Below are 17,088 nucleotides of genomic sequence, written 5' to 3'. Positions count from 1 at the left end.
AGGCACAAAAAAGCCGCTCAAGTGAGCGGCTTTTTAGTGGGAGCGAAATCGGCGTTATGCCGCCAACCCGTCTCGACAGGTCTGACTTATTGCTCGGCAACCAGATTCTTCGCCAGGATGGCGTTCGCCAGGTCCATGTCCGATGCCTTGAGGGCCGGGTTGTCCTTGCGCACCTGATCCATGGCGGCTTCCAGGTATGGGCCACGGATTTCGCCGTTGCTGGCGACGAAGCTGCCAGCGTCATCTTGTGCAGCGACGATCAGCTTGTGGTGACGGAAGGTGAGGTAGGTCGAACCGGTTGTGGCACCAGACGAAAGCACGTCCCGCAGAAAACCGTCGGCCATTGCTGAACCGACCGGCAGGGAAAGCAAGGCTAACGTGGCTACAGCAAGTTTAAGACGCATGACGGGTACTCCGATGTTGGTTTGTTCTGAAACGATTTGATACGCCATCTCGCGTTCTAGTTCCCCATGCGCAGGGCTTCATAGCGCAACGACCTGCCAAGTCGCCTCGTCCGGGCGTTGATCAACGTTCGGAGGTCATGGCTGATGACGGTGGGAAGCTGATCGGGCAGAGTACGGTGACTGCAATCTGCGCGGCTTCTGTGGTTGATCGGAACAACAGCTGGCGCAGCCCATCGAGATTCAAGCCGCAAAAACAATAGGAGGGCGTCATGGCTGTTCTGGAAAGTTTTCGTCTCGACGGCAGGGTGGCGCTGATCACCGGCTCCAGCGCAGGCATCGGTCTGGCGATTGCCCGGGGCCTGGCCGAAGCAGGCGCCACGGTCGTGCTCAACGGCCGCAACGCCGAGACGCTGCAATCGGCCGCCCAAGCCCTGATCGCGGAGGGGCATGCAGTTCACACGCAGAGTTTTGATGTGACGGACAGCAAGGCGGTGGCCGTTGCGGTTCAGGAAATCGAAGAACGCGTCGGGCCGCTGGAAATCCTGGTCAACAACGCCGGCATCCAACGGCGCGGGCCGCTGGCGGAGTTCGCCGAGGCGGACTGGCACGAGTTGATGCGTACCAACCTGGACAGCGCCTTCTTCGTGGGTCAGGCCGTCGCGCGCTGCATGATCCCCCGTGGGCGTGGGCGCATCATCAACATTTGTTCGGTGCAGAGCGAGCTGGGCCGGCCGGGTATTGCGCCGTATACCGCGAGCAAGGGCGCGCTGAAGATGCTGACCAAAGGCATGGCGATCGACTGGGGCCCGTTCGGTCTCAACATCAACGGGATCGGGCCGGGCTACTTCAAGACCGAGCTCAACGCTGCGCTGGTGGCCAACACCGAATTCAGCGACTGGCTGGTGCAACGCACGCCGAGCCGTCGTTGGGGCGAAGTGTCGGAGCTGGCGGGCGCGGCGGTGTTTCTCGCCTCGGACGCGGCCAGCTTCGTCAACGGCCACATCCTTTACGTCGACGGTGCCATCACGGCATCGCTGTAATCCGGAGAATGACCATGCAAGCGATCGTCTGCCATGCCGCGAAAGACCTGCGTGTCGAGCCCGGTACCGAAGCGTTGTCGTTGTCTGCCGGCCAGTTGCGCGTTCGCGTTGCTCGCGGCGGTATCTGCGGCTCGGATCTTCACTACTACCAGCACGGCGGATTCGGTGCCGTTCGGCTGAAAGAGCAGATGGTCCTCGGCCATGAAATTTCGGCAGTCATCGAGGAAGTCGGCGACGCCCAGAGCGCTTTCAGCGTCGGGCAACGGATTTCCGTGTCGCCGTCACGGCCGTGCGGAGACTGCAAATACTGTCACGAAGGCCTGCTCAACCATTGCCTGAACATGCGTTTTTACGGCAGCGCGATGCCGTTTCCGCACATTCAGGGCGCCTTCCGGGAGCACTTAGTGATCGAATCGAACCAGGCCCATGTGCTGGCGCCGACCACGACGCTGGCTGTAGGCGCCATGGCCGAGCCCCTGTCGGTCGGGCTTCACGCGATCCAGCGCGCCGGCGGCGTGTTCGGCAAGCGCGTCCTGGTGACCGGCTGCGGCCCGATAGGCAACTTGCTGATCGGTAGCCTGCGCGCGGCGGGTGCGTTGCAGATTATTGCCGCAGATCTGAGCGACAGCGCGTTGGCCTGCGCGCGCCGCATGGGTGCCAGCGAAACCCACAATCTGCGCGACGAGCCCGAAGCACTGGCGCGCTATACCGCCGACAAAGGTTATTTCGACGTGATGTTCGAGGCCTCCGGCAGTGCGCAAGCCCTGCGCGATGGCCTGACCTGCATGCGACCGCGTGGGGTTGTGGTGACAGTCGGGCTCGGTGGCGATGTGGCAATTCCGCTGAACCTGGTGGTGGGCAAGGAAATCGACCTGCGCGGTACCTTTCGCTTCCATCCCGAATTCGCCCAGGCGGTTGACTTGCTCAATCGCAAGGTGATCGACGTGACCCCGGTGATCTCCCACACCCTCGCGTTTCAGGACGCGGTCCAGGCGTTCGAGCTGGCCGGGGACAAGCAGCAAGCGATGAAAGTCGTACTGGATTTCGGGGTGCCGGACCAGTAACTAACGCTGCTCGCTCTGCGGTGTCACGCGTAGCACCTCTTCAACCGTCGTCAGCCCCGCCGCGACCTTTTGCGCGCCGGACAACCGCAGGCTGCGCATGCCGTCCTTGAAGCCCTGGCGACGCAACGCCGTCAGGTCCAGGTCCGCCGTGATCAGCGACTTCACGGCGTCGGACATCAGCATGATCTCGTACACCCCCGCACGCCCGCGATAACCCGTGTCACGGCATTCCGCGCAACCCACTGCCCGGTGCGCGCCGCTTGGCACGGGCGCCTGCCAAGGCCGCGTCAGGGTTTGCCAGTCGACCTCATCCATTTCGATCGGCGCCTTGCAGTGCGGGCACAGCGTCCGTACCAGACGTTGCGCCATCACGCCGAGGATCGTCGCCTTGAGCAGATAATGCGGGACGCCCAGCTCCAGCAGACGGCTGATGGCGCTGGGCGCGTCGTTGGTGTGCAGCGTCGACAGCACCAAGTGACCGGTCAACGCCGCCTGAATCGCCATTTCTGCGGTTTCCAGGTCGCGAATCTCGCCGATCATGATGATGTCCGGGTCTTGCCGCATCAGCGCGCGGACGCCGCTGGCAAAGGTCAGATCGATGTTGTGCTGCACCTGCATCTGGTTGAACGCCGGCTCCACCATCTCGATGGGGTCCTCGATGGTGCAGAGGTTCACTTCCGAAGTCGCCAGCATCTTGAGCGTCGTGTACAGCGTGGTGGTCTTGCCGGAACCGGTCGGGCCGGTCACCAGAATGATGCCGTTGGGCTGGCGGGTCATGCCCTCCCAGCGACGCAGGTCATCGCCGGAGAATCCGAGCTGGTCGAAGTCCTTGAGCAGCACCTCCGGGTCAAAAATCCGCATGACCATTTTTTCGCCGAAGGCCGTGGGCAGCGTCGACAGCCGCAGCTCCACTTCGCCACCGTCAGGCGTCTTGGTCTTCACCCGGCCGTCCTGCGGCTTGCGCTTCTCGGCCACGTTCATCCGGCCAAGGCTTTTCAGGCGGCTGGTGACAGCCATCGCCACCTGGGGCGGGAATTGATAAACGTTGTGCAGCACGCCATCAATGCGGAAACGGACGGTACCGGCTTCACGGCGGGGCTCGATGTGAATATCGCTCGCCCGCTGCTGGTACGCGTACTGGAACAGCCAGTCGACGATATTGACGATGTGCGCGTCGTTGGCGTCCGGCTCCTGATCGCTGGCGCCGAGCTTGAGCAACTGTTCGAAGTTGCCCATGTTGCTGATTTTCTGATCGCTGGCGCTTGCGCCGCTGACCGATTTCGCCAGCCGATAAAACTCGACGGCCAGTTTCTGCACGTCGACAGGATTGGCGACGACGCGCTTGATCGGCATCTTCAGTACGTGGGTCAGGTCGGCTTCCCACGCACTCACGTAAGGCTGCGCGCTGGCGATGGTCACCGCATCGCGATCAACGTCCACCGCGAGAATTTTGTGGCGCTGGGCAAAGGCGTAGGACATCAACGGGGTCACGGCGGCGACGTTGATCTTCAGAGGGTCGATGCGCAGGTACGGCTGGCCGGCTTGCTCAGCCAGCCAGGCGGTCAGGGTTTCGAGGTCGAGTTTCTTGCCGGGCCGCTTGTGGTTGTCGAACTGCTGGGTGGCGATGAGTTCGAGCGGGTGGGCGTGGAGATTCTGCGCGGCTCGGCGCAGCGTGAGCGCATATTCGGCGTTGTCCTGATCGAGGTATCCCTGGGCGACGAGGTCACGCAGTACTTCGTTCAGATCCAGCCAGCGGTCCTGAGATGATGCGGCGAGGACGGACATGCGGGCTCCTTGGTACGAGACGGCTTACTTCGGTGTTGAGCAAGAGTAGTCCCAAGCGTGCCAGTTGTTGCGCCCTGCCGGTAGCGAAGCGTTGCCAATATTTTCGGAGCACTCAACTGGCGGCGAGTGAGACGGCCTCGGTTACGACGTGCAAATCGCCCATGGGTTCAAGTTCGACCGAGCAAACGCTGACGAGGTTGCGCATTTTTTCACCAATCACCTGAGCGCGGTGCCACGTCATGCCACCCACCTCAACGCTCACCATCAGCATGCCTTCCCGCTGCAGCACACTGACCTGTTGGGGAATCAGGTACTGCATCGCGAACAGGTTGAGCAGCCGGCAGGGTACGTCAGCTTCCGCTTCGGCAAGGATTTGGTATCGCGACAGGCAGTGAGCGTTGCTGACCGACCAGACGTCGTGGCGAAACGGAGCAGGGCTGACGGTTTCGAAATGTGGCATGGGATACCTCCTGACAATCTCGTCGTTACAATGGCGTTGAATGGCAGAAAGTTTTACACGCTGAAAAAGAAATTACTGGTCGAAGACGGGCTGTATTAGTCTCATCGAGACTTGTCTATGTTCAGCAATCTTATTTCGGGAATTGATGATGCGGATTGAGCTGGATGCCTATGATCGGAAGATTCTGGCGCTCCTGCAGGAGGATGCGTCGCTGTCCAGCGCGCAGATCGCCGAGCAGGTGGGCCTGTCGCAGTCGCCTTGCTGGCGGCGCATTCAGAGGCTCAAGGATGAAGGCGTGATTCGGCGGCAGGTGACACTGCTGGATCGCAAGAAAATCGGCCTGAACACGCAGATTTTTGCCGAGGTAAAACTCAACGCCCACGGTCGGTCCAATTTCACCGAATTCACCGAAGCGATCCGTGGCTTTCCCGAAGTGCTGGAGTGTTATGTGCTGATGGGGTCGGTAGACTTTTTGCTGCGCATCGTCACGCCGGACATCGAAGCGTACGAGCGATTCTTCTTCGAAAAGCTCTCGCCGGTGCCCGGGATTCAGGAAGTGAATTCGACAGTGGCGCTGTCGGAAATCAAATCAACGACGAGCTTGCCGATCAACAGATAGGGTGCCAATCCCGCGCTGCGTGCATTTAGTGGGACCGGCTTCAGCCGGGAATGCGTCGGTAGGCACACGGCAAAATTGAGAGTGATGCCACTGGACGCTTCCCGGCTGAAGCCGGTCCTACTGACACACGCATGCCTTTCGTAGGACTGGCTTTAGCCGGGAAGGCGTCGGTAGGCACACTGCGAAATTGAGGGTGCTATTACTGACCTCTTACCGGCTGAAGCCGGTCCTACTGACACACGCGCGCCTTTCGTAGGACTGGCTTTAGCCGGGAAGGCGTCGGTAGGCACACTGCGAAATTGAGGGTGCTATTACTGACCTCTTACCGGCTGAAGCCGGTCCTACTGACACACGCGCGCCTTTCGTAGGACTGGCTTTAGCCGGGAAAGCGTCGGTAGGCACACTGCGAAATTGAGGGTGCTATTACTGACCTCTTCCCGGCTGAAGCCGGTCCTACCAAAACAGCGTCAGCCGGTCCTACTGCCAGCGTCTTACAACTTCAACAATGTCTTCCACGCCCGGCTTTGCAGGACGGTGATGGTTTGCTGGACGCGGGCATCGAGGATTTCATCGGTGATGTCCAGATGCGCCAGTTGTTCGAGCTTGTTCAGCTCGCCGTACAAGCGATCCAGCTCAGGCAGGTCGAGGGCCTGGCGGGCGTAATGCATCCACACTTGAATGCGCTCGATGCGTGGCAACTGCTCCGCCAGGTCTTCCGGCTGCTGCTGGTAGCGCGGCAGGTTCAGCGCGGTCGCCTCGTCACCGAGGAAACGCGGTACCCAACTGCTGAGCATTGCGTGGCCCTGACGATTGCCACGGTTGTTGCGCTCGACCGTCCAGCTGCGCGCCATCAACCAGCGCGACGTGGTCAGCGAGAACAGGCCCCAACGGGTGTCTTGCAGCTCTTCGATGAACTGCTCATGGGCAGCGGCGCGTACATCGCCATCTTCCTGGCCGGCGAGCACCAGCGTGCGCCAGTCCTCCAGCAAGGCGTCCAGCGCGGCACGCAGGTCATGGGTCGTGGCACGCGGAGCGGCTTGACCGAGGCTGCCGGCCAGCGCGCGCAGTTCAGCGAGGACTTCGACCCACTCCTGCAACAGGCTCCAGTGACCGTTGAAACGGTATTGCTCGGCCAGACGCTGACTGCTGCCTAGCAGGAACCAGGCGATGGCGCTGAACGCGTCGTCTACCGAGAGTTCGCCATGCAGCTCGGGCGTTGGCAATTTGATGGAGTAGCTGCTGGCGTCGAACAGACGATAGCCACGTTCGGCCTTGCTGATATCGCAGGGCATCAGCGGCAGTTTCTCGGCCAGCTCTGCGGCCAGTTCCAGCAGCGCGGCAGGGTCGCCCTCGCGCAATTCCAGTTCCAGCTCGCAGATTTCTTCCTGCTGCTTGCCGGCGACCACCTTGCCCAGGTCCAGCGCTGCCTCGATCACCACCTTGGACTTGCCACGGCCCCAGGCGATTTCCGCTTTTTCGCGGACGAAATCAGTGGTGAACACCGGTTTGATGGTTTTCTTGTCCAGATCCGCCAGTTGCTCGGGCCAGCATTCGCCGTCGAGCTTCTTCAGGTCCAGCTTGGCTTTGGGCACATCCCAGTTGTATTCGTTACGCTCGGACAGGCCTGCGACACTCTGGCCGCGAGTCTTGAGGGTCTGAATGATGGCGTCGCCGTCGCGGCGCAGGCGCAGCGCAACTTTGGCATGGGCCAGCTCACGCTCGGGGGTGTCGAAGTACTGATTGAACAGCTCCAACCGCTCCCAGCCACCCTTGTTGCGTTTCTTCAGCAACGGGTGCTCGCGCAGGGCTATGAGGGTTTCGCGGCTGACGCGGAGTTTGATTTCGGTTTCTTTCTGCATGGCCGGAGAATCCAAACGCTCTATCGCTGATAACAGGGGTCGCAGCCGGAATCGACACAGCTGCGTGGGCCGTGCAGTGTACAGGACATCAACCGTGACAGTTTATTCATGCGGGGCAATCGACCTATGATGGTCCGCGTGTCGCACCCCATCACCGGAGTCGCCTATGCCGTTGCCGTCCATGAAAGACCAGTTCGCTGCCCTGATCGCCGCGCCGTCTGTGAGCTGTACGCAGCCTGCGCTCGACCAGTCCAATCGCGCCGTCATTGATCTGCTGGCAAGCTGGTTGGGCGACCTGGGCTTTGCCTGCGACATCCAGCAGGTGAGCCCCGGCAAGTTCAATCTGCTAGCCACTTTCGGCACCGGCCCCGGGGGATTGGTGCTGGCGGGCCACAGCGATACGGTCCCTTACGACGATGCATTGTGGAAAACCGATCCACTGAAGCTGACCGAAGTTGACGGCAACTGGGTAGGACTGGGCAGCTGCGACATGAAGGGCTTCTTCGCCTTGGCCATCGAAGCGCTGCAGCCACTGCTCGATCAGCCGTTCAAGCAGCCGCTGATCATCCTTGCGACCTGCGACGAAGAAAGCTCAATGGCCGGAGCCAAGGCATTGGCTGCGGCGGGCGGTGTGCTGGGACGCGCAGCAGTTATTGGCGAGCCGACCCGTCTCAAGCCGGTCCGCCTGCACAAAGGCGTGATGATGGAGCGCATCGAGATTCTCGGTCGCAGCGGTCACTCCTCGGACCCGAGCCTGGGGCGCAGCGCCCTTGAAGCCATGTACGACGCCATCGGCGAGCTGAAAGGCCTGCGCCGACAGTGGCAGGAGCAATACCGCAATCCGCAGTTCAGCGTACCGCAACCGACCCTGAACTTCGGCTGCATCCATGGCGGCGACAACCCGAACCGGATCTGCGGGCAGTGCTCGCTGGAGTTTGACCTGCGCCCGCTGCCGGGCATGGACCCTGAAGTGCTGCGTGCCGCGATTCGGCAGAAACTGCAGCCCGTCGCCGAGCTGCATCAGGTGCAGATCGACTATGCGCCGCTGTTTTCGGAAGTGTCCCCCTTTGAACAAAGCGCCGATGCGGAACTGGTGCGAATCGCAGAGCGTCTGACCGGTCATACGGCCGAAGCGGTGGCATTTGGCACCGAAGCGCCTTATCTTCAGCGCCTTGGTTGCGAAACCATCGTGATGGGGCCAGGGGACATTGCCTGTGCGCACCAGCCCGGTGAATATCTTGAAATGTCACGTTTGCAGCCTACAGTGCGTCTGTTACGTCAATTGATCGAACATTACTGCCTGGCTACCCCTTGAGTGCGCCCACGTGCTGCTGGAGTCAGGCCCTGTCTTAGAACGACCCGAAAAGGAGAGTACGCGTGTTGCGATGCCTGTTCCGACGATAAAGCTCATGCCGTCTTGAGTGTTTCTACCCTTCGTCCATCCACTACAGGCTCTTTTCGGATATGCCCGATTACGTCAATTGGCTCCGCCACGCGTCTCCCTACATCAATGCCCACCGGGATTGCACCTTCGTCGTCATGCTTCCGGGCGATGGCGTCGAGCACCCGAACTTCGGCAACATCGTCCACGACCTTGTGTTGCTGCACAGCCTTGGCGTGCGCCTCGTACTGGTTTACGGCTCCCGCCCGCAGATCGAAAGCCGCCTGCAAGCGCGCGGCCTGACGCCGCATTTCCATCACGACATGCGCGTGACCGATTTCGCCACGCTCGAATGCGTGATCGACGCCGTTGGCGCCCTGCGCATTGCCATCGAAGCGCGTCTGTCGATGGACATGGCTGCTTCACCGATGCAGGGCTCGCGGTTGCGCGTGACGGGCGGCAACTTTGTCACGGCGCGTCCGATCGGCGTCCTTGAAGGCGTCGATTTCCAGCACACCGGCGAAGTACGCCGCATCGACCGCAAGGGCATCAGCCGGCTGCTCGACGAACGCTCTATCGTGCTGCTGTCGCCGTTGGGGTATTCGCCCACTGGCGAGATCTTCAACCTGGCCTGCGAAGACGTTGCGACGCGCGCGGCCATTGATCTGGGTGCGGAAAAGCTGCTGCTGTTCGGCGCCGAGTCAGGCTTGCTGGACGAACAGGGCCGATTGGTCCGTGAGTTGCGTCCGCAACAGGTTCCCGCGCACCTGCAGCGCTTGGGCAGCAACTACCAGGCGGAGCTTTTGGATGCGGCGGCTCAGGCCTGTCGCGGCGGTGTGGCGCGCAGTCACATTGTCAGCTACGCCGAAGACGGCGCGCTGCTCTCCGAGCTGTTTACACGCACGGGCGGCGGCACACTGGTGGCGCAGGAGCAATTCGAACTGGTGCGCGAAGCGTCGATCGGCGACGTTGGCGGGCTGATGGACCTCATCACGCCGCTGGAAGAGCAGGGGATTCTCGTGCGTCGTTCGCGGGAAGTGCTGGAGCGTGAAATCGAGCAGTTCAGCGTGGTCGAGCGCGAGGGCCTGATCATCGCCTGCGCAGCGCTGTATCCGATTGCCGATTCCGAAGCGGGTGAGCTGGCGTGTCTGGCGGTGAATCCCGAGTACCGCCATGGCGGGCGCGGCGACGAGTTGCTCGAACGCATTGAAGAACGCGCCCGGGCGCTGGGGCTGAAAACCCTGTTCGTCCTTACGACGCGTACTGCGCACTGGTTCCAGGAGCGCGGTTTCGAGGCCAGCAGCGTTGACCGCCTGCCGAGCGCCCGTGCGTCGCTGTACAACTATCAGCGTAATTCGAAGATTTTCGAAAAGGCGATTTAAGCGAAGTGCGCAAGGGTCTGCCGCTTTCGCGAGCAGACCCTTGCTACAACATCTTGAACAGCATAGCGTCAGTTGCTGATCGCCAGAATGCTCGCCTGATACGCACCCACAAACGTATCGAAATCCACTTTCTCTTCGGTCTGTTCAAGCTCCGCTTGCTGAGCCAGGGACTCGCGCGCCTTGCTTTCGAAGTGCGTCTGGTCCTCGGCACTCAGCGGATTGCTGCGGAAATGATCAGCGTGAACCTGTGACTGGCGCAGCGAGAAGGCCGTGAAGCCTTCCTTGTGCTCGTTCATGGCCGCCAGCACTTGTGCCGAAGGCGTCAGAGAGGCGTCCGCCACTTTCGCGCGCTGAACGTCCAGCGATTTGACGTGCTCATCCGTGCCCTGGCTGGCGTCGAGCAGTTCGCAGATCGGCCTGATCGTGTCCAGCATCTCGTTGGCCCAGACTTTCAGGTCGATCGTCGTGTCGTTGCGGTTCAGTTGCAGGCCGGGACGACGACCTTCCTTGACCACGGTCAGGAAGTTCGTGCTGGCGTTGCCGCATTCATTGCTCGCCAGCTGCGGGCTGTCGTGCAGCGCACAATACAGAATGAACGCATCAATGAAGCGCGATTGCTGAAGGTCGATGCCCACCGGCAGGAACGGGTTGATGTCCAGGCAGCGGACTTCCACGTACTGCACGCCGCGCGCGACCAGCGCCTGAATCGGGCGCTCACCGGAGTAGGTGACGCGTTTCGGGCGGATCGTCGAGTAATACTCGTTCTCGATCTGCAGCACGTTGGTGTTCAGCTGAATCCACTCACCATCCTTGTGCGTGCCGATTTCGACGTAAGGCGCGTAGGGCGTTGCCACCGCACGACGCAGGCTGTCGGTGTAGGTCAGCAGATCGTTGTAGCAAGGCGTCAGGTCCGCCTGGGCATTGCTCTGATAACCCAGATCGCTCATCCGTAGGCTGGTGGCGTAAGGCAGGTACAGCGTTTCGGCGTCGAACTGCTCAAGTTGATGCGAACGGCCGCGCAGGAAGCTGGCGTCCAGCGCCGGCGAAGCGCCGAACAGGTACATCAGCAGCCAGCTGTAACGGCGGAAGTTGCGAATCAGGCCGATGTAGCTCTCGGATTGGAAATCACGGTCATCGCCTTCGAATTTCGCGTCCTGCTTGAGCACGGGCCAGATGGCTTCAGGCAGCGAGAAGTTGTAATGAATGCCGGCGATGCACTGCATGGTCTTGCCGTAACGCAAGGCAAGGCCCTGACGGTAGACGTACTTGAGCTTGCCGATGTTGGAGGTGCCGTAATAGGCAATCGGAATATCCGCTTCGGCCGGCAGCGGGCACGGCATCGAAGGGCTCCAGATGTATTCGCTGCCCAGTTTGCTGTAGGCGAAGCGATGAATCTTATCCAGGCTTTCCAGCGTGTCAGCCGGGTTGGCCAGAGCCGGAGTGATGAACTCCAGCAGCGACTCGGAGTAATCGGTGGTGATTTGCTCGTTGGTCAGCGCCGCGCCCAGTGCTTCCGGATGCGGGGTTTGCGCCAGACGGCCTTCGCCCGTAACGCGCAGGCATTCACGCTCGATGCCGTGCAAGCACTTCTCCAGAAGGGAGAGGTTGGAGTGCTCGCCAAGCAGAGTCAGGCGGCGGTTGAGAAGTTCGCTCAAGTTGGAATCCTTCACGCGTCAGTCGGCCCTATATGGGGGCGATATGGCGGTCTACAAGGGTGAAGAAAGGAACTGGCGTTTTCGCCTCGTCGATGGCCCTAACGCCGATGCCCGTCGCTGATCGTTCCTACAAGGAAATCAGAAAATTTCGACACTGCTGAACAGTGCCGAAATTAACTCATAACGCTATCGGACAGCTAGACGATCGCGAACGTGCCCTGCGCTTTGGCAACCAGCTTGTCGTTCTGGCGAACGTCGGCTTCGACCACCAGCGTTCGGCGTCCTGCATGCAGCACCGTGCTGGTGCAGATGACTTCGCCCTCGGCCACGGCGCGCATGTAATTGATTTTGCATTCCACGGTAACGCTTTGCTTGTCGAAGCCGTGGGCGCTGGAGCAGGCCAGGCCCATGGTGATGTCGACCAGGCTGAACAGCGCGCCGCCATGCATGACGTTGCCGCGATTGCGCAGGTGTGGCTCCAGCGGCAACGCCACCACGGCAACGCCTTCGTCCAGTTTCACTACCCGGCAGCCGAGCGTCTTGAAATAGGCGCTCTGAGTCAGTTCGTCAGGGATATCCATCAGCGCTTCTTCAGTTGCTTGGCGTTGGCGAACAGCGACGCCATCGGGTTATTGCTCGGCGCCGGGGTCGAGGCTTCCTTGCGAGGGGTATTGCTTTGCTGCTGACGCGGCGCTGCTCCCGGACGGGCACCGCGAGCGCCGTCGACTTTCTCGCCCGGCGTGTCGCTCATGCGCATCGACAGACCGACGCGCTTGCGCGGGATGTCCACTTCCATCACCTTGACCTTCACCACGTCGCCGGCTTTGACCGCCTCGCGAGGGTCCTTGATGAACTTCTCCGACAGCGCGGAGATGTGCACCAAACCGTCCTGATGCACGCCGATGTCAACGAACGCGCCGAAATTGGTGACGTTTGTGACCACGCCTTCCAGGATCATGCCCGGCTGAAGATCTTTCAAGTCTTCAACGCCGTCCTGGAACTCAGCGGTCTTGAACCCCGGACGTGGATCGCGGCCCGGTTTTTCCAGCTCTTGAAGGATGTCGGTGACGGTCGGCAGGCCGAAGGTTTCGTCGGTGAATGTCTTCGGGTCGAGACGCTTCAGGAAGGCAGCGTCGCCGATCAGCGAACGGATGTCGCGATCGGTCTGGGCGGCGATGCGCTGCACCAACGGATACGCCTCAGGGTGAACGGCTGACGAATCCAGCGGGTTGTCACCGTTCATAACCCGCAGAAAGCCTGCGGCCTGTTCGAAGGTCTTCTCGCCCAGACGCGGGACTTTCTTCAATGCCGCACGGGTCTTGAACGCGCCGTTCTGGTCGCGATGGGCAACGATGTTCTGCGCCAGGGTGGTGTTCAAGCCGGAAATCCGCGCCAGCAGGGCGACGGATGCGGTGTTCACGTCCACACCCACGGCGTTCACACAGTCTTCCACCACCGCGTCGAGACCGCGGGCCAGCTTGAGCTGCGACACGTCATGCTGGTATTGGCCGACGCCGATGGACTTCGGGTCGATTTTCACCAGTTCGGCGAGGGGGTCCTGCAAGCGGCGTGCGATGGACACGGCGCCACGGATCGAAACGTCGAGGTCCGGGAATTCCTTGGCAGCGAGTTCCGACGCCGAGTACACCGAAGCGCCCGCTTCAGAGACCATGACTTTGGTCATCTTCAAGCCTGGATACTTTTTGATCAGATCGCCGGCCAGTTTGTCAGTTTCGCGGCTGGCGGTACCGTTGCCGATCGCGATCAGGTCAACCGAATGCTTGGCGCACAGGGCCGCGAGCACGGCGATGGTCTGATCCCACTGGTTTTTCGGTACATGGGGGTAGACCGTGGCGTAGTCCAGCAGCTTGCCGGTGCTGTCGACCACGGCGACCTTGCAACCCGTGCGCAGGCCCGGATCGAGGCCCAGCGTGGCGCGCGGCCCCGCCGGTGCGGCCAGCAACAGGTCGTGCAGGTTGTGAGCGAATACGTTGATCGCTTCGGTTTCGGCACCTTCGCGCAGCTCACCGAGCAGGTCGGTTTCGAGACTGGAGTACAGCTTGACCTTCCAGGTCCAGCGCACGACTTCCGCCAGCCACTTGTCCGCAGGACGGTTCTGATTCTGCAGGCCGAAGCGCTCGCTGATCATCATTTCGCACGGGTGCAGGGTGCCGGGCAGCTCTTCGCCGACTTTCAGCGCCGAGCTCAGCACGCCCTCGTTGCGACCCCGGAAGATCGCCAGCGCACGGTGCGACGGCATGCTCTTGAGCGGCTCGTCGTGTTCGAAGTAATCGCGGAACTTGGCGCCTTCTTCCTCTTTACCCGGTACCACACGGGCACTGATCACGGCTTCGTGCTTGAGGAAACTGCGCAGCTTCTCCAGCAGCGTCGCGTCTTCGGCGAAGCGCTCCATCAGAATGTATTTGGCGCCTTCGAGCACGGCCTTGACGTCGGCGAAGCCTTTTTCGGCATCGACGAAGCGCGAAGCTTCGGTTTCCGGGGTCAGGGTTGGATCATTGAAGATGCCGTCGGCCAGCTCACCCAGGCCGGCTTCCAGTGCGATCTGGCCTTTGGTGCGGCGCTTCTGCTTGTACGGCAGGTACAAGTCTTCAAGGCGGGTCTTGGTGTCGGCGAGCTTGATCTCGCGCGCCAGTTCAGGGGTCAGCTTGCCTTGCTCTTCGATGCTGGCAAGGATGCTGATGCGGCGCTCGTCGAGTTCGCGCAGGTAGCGCAGGCGCTCTTCCAGATGACGCAGTTGCGTGTCATCGAGGCTGCCAGTGACTTCCTTGCGGTAACGAGCGATGAAAGGCACCGTTGAGCCTTCATCCAGTAGCGCGACGGCCGCTTCGACCTGTTGCGGGCGGACGCCGAGTTCCTCGGCGATGCGGCTGTTGATACTGTCCATAAAACCACCTGGCAAATGTGTGTGCATTAAATCAGCGGCTGGCGAACCGCCTTGAACGAGCGTTGCCTGACCTTGAAGGCGGCGCATTATACCCAGTGAGCCCTGAATAGGGGATCGGCCCGTCGATACGCCGGTTTCAGCCCGCGCAGCCGCGGCGAATCGCCCTCAAGTGACTGAGCGAGAGCACCCATGTGGATTCAGGAAAAATCTGCTAACAATGCACACGGTGCGCATAACTGCAGCTACGCCATAATGCGCGCCGAGATCAAAGGAGCTTCCAATGAGCAGCACTGCACAAACGGCTGAAGGCGAGAAAATCCTCATCGTTGACGATGACCCGGGCTTGAGCAGCCTGCTAGAGCGCTTTTTCAACAGCAAGGGCTACCGCGCCCGGGCTGTGCCCAACGTGGAGCAAATGGATCGGCTGCTGGCGCGCGAAGTGTTCCACCTCGTGGTGCTGGACCTGATGCTGCCGGGCGAAGACGGCCTGTCCGCCTGCCGCCGTCTGCGCGCCGCGAACAATCAAGTCCCCATCATCATGCTGACCGCCAAGGGCGACGAGCTCAGCCGTATCAAGGGCCTCGAGCTCGGCGCCGATGATTACCTCGCAAAACCTTTCAATCCTGACGAACTGATGGCCCGCGTCCGCGCGGTGCTGCGTCGTCAATCCGCACCCGTACCCGGCGCACCCGCCACGGAAGACGAAACCGTCACTTTCGGCGACTACGCTCTGTCGCTCGCCACCCGCGAGCTCAAGCGGGGCGACGAAGTACACATGCTCACCACCGGTGAATTCGCCGTGCTGAAGGCACTCGTCATGCATGCGCGTGAGCCGCTGACGCGGGACAAACTGATGAATCTGGCCCGTGGCCGCGAGTGGGACGCGCTGGAGCGCTCCATCGACGTCCAGATCTCCCGCCTGCGTCGTCTGATTGAAGTGGACGCTGCCAAGCCGCGTTACATTCAGACGGTCTGGGGAGTGGGTTATGTTTTCGTGCCAGATGGTGCCAACAAGCAGTAGCAGCAAGTTCGACGGTAACCTGCCGGGCCTGTCTCACGCCCGCCTACGTTAGCCAGTCACCTCGATGTTCGCGAAAGCGGCCATTGGCGTGGCTGGTTTTTGCTGTGTCATGTGTTCCGCAAATTCGCGAGCCCGGCTCGCTTCCGCAAAGTGTGTAGCTGCTGTTATGAAGACACCGCTCTGGTTCCCGCAAAGTTTTTTCTCCCGCACGCTGTGGTTGGTGCTCATTGTCGTGCTGTTTTCGAAGGCGCTGACCCTCGTCTATTTGCTGATGAACGAGGATGTTCTGGTCGATCGCCAATACAGCCACGGCGTTGCACTCACTTTGCGGGCTTACTGGGCGGCCGACGAGAGCGACCGGCAGACCATCGCCGACGCCGCCGGGCTGATCCGCGTGGTGGGTGGCGGCGTACCGGAAGGCGAGCAGCACTGGCCGTATTCCGAAATCTACCAACGGCAGATGCAGGATGAACTGGGCGCGGACACCGAAGTGCGTCTGCGTGTCCACGCGCCTCCTGCGCTGTGGGTGAGGGCGCCGAGTCTCGGCGATGGCTGGCTGAAAGTGCCGCTGTACCCGCATCCGTTGCGCGGGCAGAAAATCTGGAGCGTGTTGGGCTGGTTTCTGGCGATCGGCTTGCTCTCGACGGCTTCGGCGTGGATCTTCGTCAGCCAGCTCAATCAGCCGCTCAAGCGCCTGGTTTTTGCCGCACGCCAGCTGGGGCAGGGCCGCAGTGTGCGGTTGCCGGTGGGCGACACGCCCAGCGAGATGACCGAGGTTTACCGGGCGTTCAATCAGATGGCCGAAGACGTGGAGCAGGCCGGGCAGGAGCGCGAGCTGATGCTGGCCGGGGTGTCCCACGATTTGCGAACGCCGCTGACGCGTTTGCGCCTGTCACTGGAATTGATGCCGACCAACAACGAATTCATGGAAGGCATGGTTCGCGACATTGAGGACATGGATGCCATCCTCGACCAATTCCTGGCATTTATTCGGGACGGGCGCGATGAAGAGGTCGAAGAAGTCGATCTGGTCGAGCTGGTCCACGAAGTGGTGGCGCCGTACAACAACCCGGTCGAGCAGGTCCGGCTGTGCCTGGAGTCCATTCCGCCGTTCCCGCTGCGACGGGTTTCCATGAAGCGGCTGCTCAACAACCTTATTGGCAACGCGATGCACCATGCCGGTGACGGCGTTGAAGTGGCGGCCTATGTTTCCGGCGACAGCGGTGCGCCCTACGTGGTGCTGAGCGTGCTGGATCGGGGTATGGGGATTGATCCGTCGGAGCTGGAGGGCATTTTCAATCCCTTCATCCGTGGTGACCGCGCCCGAAGTGGCAAGGGGACGGGGCTTGGCCTGGCGATCGTCAAGCGCATTGCAGCGATGCACGGCGGCAATGTCGAGTTGCGTAATCGTTCGGGAGGCGGGCTGGAGGCCAGGGTTCGGTTGCCGTTGGGGCTGTTGCTGCCGCGGGATGCCGATTGACTCGTTACTGATTCCGACTGGAGACCTTGGGCG

At 61.3% G+C, this 17,088-nt stretch carries 14 protein-coding genes; 7 read left to right on the top strand and 7 right to left on the bottom strand.

Annotated elements, in window-relative coordinates:
- Positions 1–86: 86 nt before the first annotated feature.
- A complete protein-coding gene (locus AC07VF_RS06620; protein WP_065987516.1) occupies positions 87–404 on the bottom strand; it encodes a DUF2388 domain-containing protein in 318 nt (105 codons plus the stop codon).
- Positions 405–673: 269 nt separating this feature from the next.
- Here AC07VF_RS06620 and AC07VF_RS06615 point away from each other — a divergent pair, with 269 nt between their 5' ends.
- Both AC07VF_RS06615 and AC07VF_RS06610 read left to right on the top strand, forming a co-directional pair.
- Positions 674–1,444 (top strand): glucose 1-dehydrogenase, encoded by a 771-nt coding sequence (locus AC07VF_RS06615; RefSeq protein ID WP_423571903.1) that lies wholly within the window; start codon positions 674–676, stop codon positions 1,442–1,444.
- A 14-nt stretch (positions 1,445–1,458) separates the two neighbouring features.
- Positions 1,459–2,508 (top strand): L-idonate 5-dehydrogenase, encoded by a 1,050-nt coding sequence (locus AC07VF_RS06610; RefSeq protein WP_495008391.1) that lies wholly within the window; start codon positions 1,459–1,461, stop codon positions 2,506–2,508.
- Here AC07VF_RS06610 and tfpB read toward each other — a convergent pair whose 3' ends face one another.
- Together tfpB and AC07VF_RS06600 are read right to left on the bottom strand one after the other, a co-directional pair.
- Entirely contained in the window at positions 2,509–4,293 is a 1,785-nt protein-coding gene (gene tfpB, locus AC07VF_RS06605; RefSeq protein ID WP_495008392.1) for a type IV pilus assembly ATPase TfpB, read from the bottom strand.
- Positions 4,294–4,405: 112 nt separating this feature from the next.
- Complete coding sequence (locus AC07VF_RS06600; RefSeq protein ID WP_495008393.1) at positions 4,406–4,753, bottom strand: ACT-like domain-containing protein; 348 nt, start codon at positions 4,751–4,753, stop codon at positions 4,406–4,408.
- A 148-nt stretch (positions 4,754–4,901) separates the two neighbouring features.
- On the opposite strand from AC07VF_RS06600, the gene AC07VF_RS06595 reads away from it, so the two are divergent.
- Positions 4,902–5,372: an Lrp/AsnC family transcriptional regulator gene (locus AC07VF_RS06595; protein ID WP_495008394.1), complete on the top strand. Its 471-nt coding sequence runs from the start codon at positions 4,902–4,904 to the stop codon at positions 5,370–5,372.
- 491 nt (positions 5,373–5,863) lie between these two features.
- Here AC07VF_RS06595 and AC07VF_RS06590 read toward each other — a convergent pair whose 3' ends face one another.
- Positions 5,864–7,231 (bottom strand): CYTH domain-containing protein, encoded by a 1,368-nt coding sequence (locus AC07VF_RS06590; RefSeq protein ID WP_495008395.1) that lies wholly within the window; start codon positions 7,229–7,231, stop codon positions 5,864–5,866.
- Between the two features lie 166 nt (positions 7,232–7,397).
- On the opposite strand from AC07VF_RS06590, the gene argE reads away from it, so the two are divergent.
- Positions 7,398–8,546, top strand: coding sequence for an acetylornithine deacetylase (gene argE / locus AC07VF_RS06585; RefSeq protein WP_346629482.1), 1,149 nt, complete (start codon positions 7,398–7,400; stop codon positions 8,544–8,546).
- Between the two features lie 149 nt (positions 8,547–8,695).
- Entirely contained in the window at positions 8,696–9,994 is a 1,299-nt protein-coding gene (argA, locus tag AC07VF_RS06580; protein WP_192171348.1) for an amino-acid N-acetyltransferase, read from the top strand.
- Between the two features lie 68 nt (positions 9,995–10,062).
- Here the strand turns inward: argA and gshA are convergent, their stop codons facing one another.
- The 3 genes from gshA to AC07VF_RS06565 all read right to left on the bottom strand — a co-directional run bounded on the left by gshA (position 10,063) and on the right by AC07VF_RS06565 (position 14,554).
- Positions 10,063–11,649 (bottom strand): glutamate--cysteine ligase, encoded by a 1,587-nt coding sequence (gene gshA, locus AC07VF_RS06575; RefSeq protein ID WP_495008396.1) that lies wholly within the window; start codon positions 11,647–11,649, stop codon positions 10,063–10,065.
- Between the two features lie 197 nt (positions 11,650–11,846).
- On the bottom strand, positions 11,847–12,230 hold the full coding sequence (locus AC07VF_RS06570) for a PaaI family thioesterase (RefSeq protein ID WP_192171346.1): 384 nt from the start codon (positions 12,228–12,230) through the stop codon (positions 11,847–11,849).
- A complete protein-coding gene (locus tag AC07VF_RS06565; RefSeq protein ID WP_423571897.1) occupies positions 12,230–14,554 on the bottom strand; it encodes a Tex family protein in 2,325 nt (774 codons plus the stop codon). Before AC07VF_RS06565 ends, AC07VF_RS06570 begins: the two co-directional genes overlap by 1 nt.
- 280 nt (positions 14,555–14,834) lie before the next feature.
- Here AC07VF_RS06565 and ompR point away from each other — a divergent pair, with 280 nt between their 5' ends.
- Positions 14,835–15,575, top strand: coding sequence for an osmolarity response regulator transcription factor OmpR (gene ompR / locus AC07VF_RS06560; RefSeq protein WP_065987440.1), 741 nt, complete (start codon positions 14,835–14,837; stop codon positions 15,573–15,575).
- A gap of 166 nt (positions 15,576–15,741) precedes the next feature.
- A complete protein-coding gene (locus tag AC07VF_RS06555; protein ID WP_192171344.1) occupies positions 15,742–17,055 on the top strand; it encodes an ATP-binding protein in 1,314 nt (437 codons plus the stop codon).
- Positions 17,056–17,088: the final 33 nt, after the last annotated feature.

The sequence above is a fragment of the Pseudomonas sp. GW821-FHT02H06 genome (genome assembly GCF_059421525.1).
The sequence above is the reverse complement of the archived record's forward strand: the minus strand, read 5'-3'. Positions and strand labels throughout refer to the sequence as shown.

What these genes read in the sequence shown, in the direction of transcription:
- AC07VF_RS06620 (WP_065987516.1), bottom strand. Translation starts at nt 404, where the DNA reads ATGCGTCTTAAACTTGCTGTAGCCACGTTAGCCTTGCTTTCCCTGCCG.
- AC07VF_RS06615 (WP_423571903.1), top strand. Translation starts at nt 674, where the DNA reads ATGGCTGTTCTGGAAAGTTTTCGTCTCGACGGCAGGGTGGCGCTGATC.
- AC07VF_RS06610 (WP_495008391.1), top strand. Translation starts at nt 1,459, where the DNA reads ATGCAAGCGATCGTCTGCCATGCCGCGAAAGACCTGCGTGTCGAGCCC.
- tfpB (WP_495008392.1), bottom strand. Translation starts at nt 4,293, where the DNA reads ATGTCCGTCCTCGCCGCATCATCTCAGGACCGCTGGCTGGATCTGAAC.
- AC07VF_RS06600 (WP_495008393.1), bottom strand. Translation starts at nt 4,753, where the DNA reads ATGCCACATTTCGAAACCGTCAGCCCTGCTCCGTTTCGCCACGACGTC.
- AC07VF_RS06595 (WP_495008394.1), top strand. Translation starts at nt 4,902, where the DNA reads ATGCGGATTGAGCTGGATGCCTATGATCGGAAGATTCTGGCGCTCCTG.
- AC07VF_RS06590 (WP_495008395.1), bottom strand. Translation starts at nt 7,231, where the DNA reads ATGCAGAAAGAAACCGAAATCAAACTCCGCGTCAGCCGCGAAACCCTC.
- argE (WP_346629482.1), top strand. Translation starts at nt 7,398, where the DNA reads ATGCCGTTGCCGTCCATGAAAGACCAGTTCGCTGCCCTGATCGCCGCG.
- argA (WP_192171348.1), top strand. Translation starts at nt 8,696, where the DNA reads ATGCCCGATTACGTCAATTGGCTCCGCCACGCGTCTCCCTACATCAAT.
- AC07VF_RS06570 (WP_192171346.1), bottom strand. Translation starts at nt 12,230, where the DNA reads ATGGATATCCCTGACGAACTGACTCAGAGCGCCTATTTCAAGACGCTC.
- AC07VF_RS06565 (WP_423571897.1), bottom strand. Translation starts at nt 14,554, where the DNA reads ATGGACAGTATCAACAGCCGCATCGCCGAGGAACTCGGCGTCCGCCCG.
- ompR (WP_065987440.1), top strand. Translation starts at nt 14,835, where the DNA reads ATGAGCAGCACTGCACAAACGGCTGAAGGCGAGAAAATCCTCATCGTT.
- AC07VF_RS06555 (WP_192171344.1), top strand. Translation starts at nt 15,742, where the DNA reads ATGAAGACACCGCTCTGGTTCCCGCAAAGTTTTTTCTCCCGCACGCTG.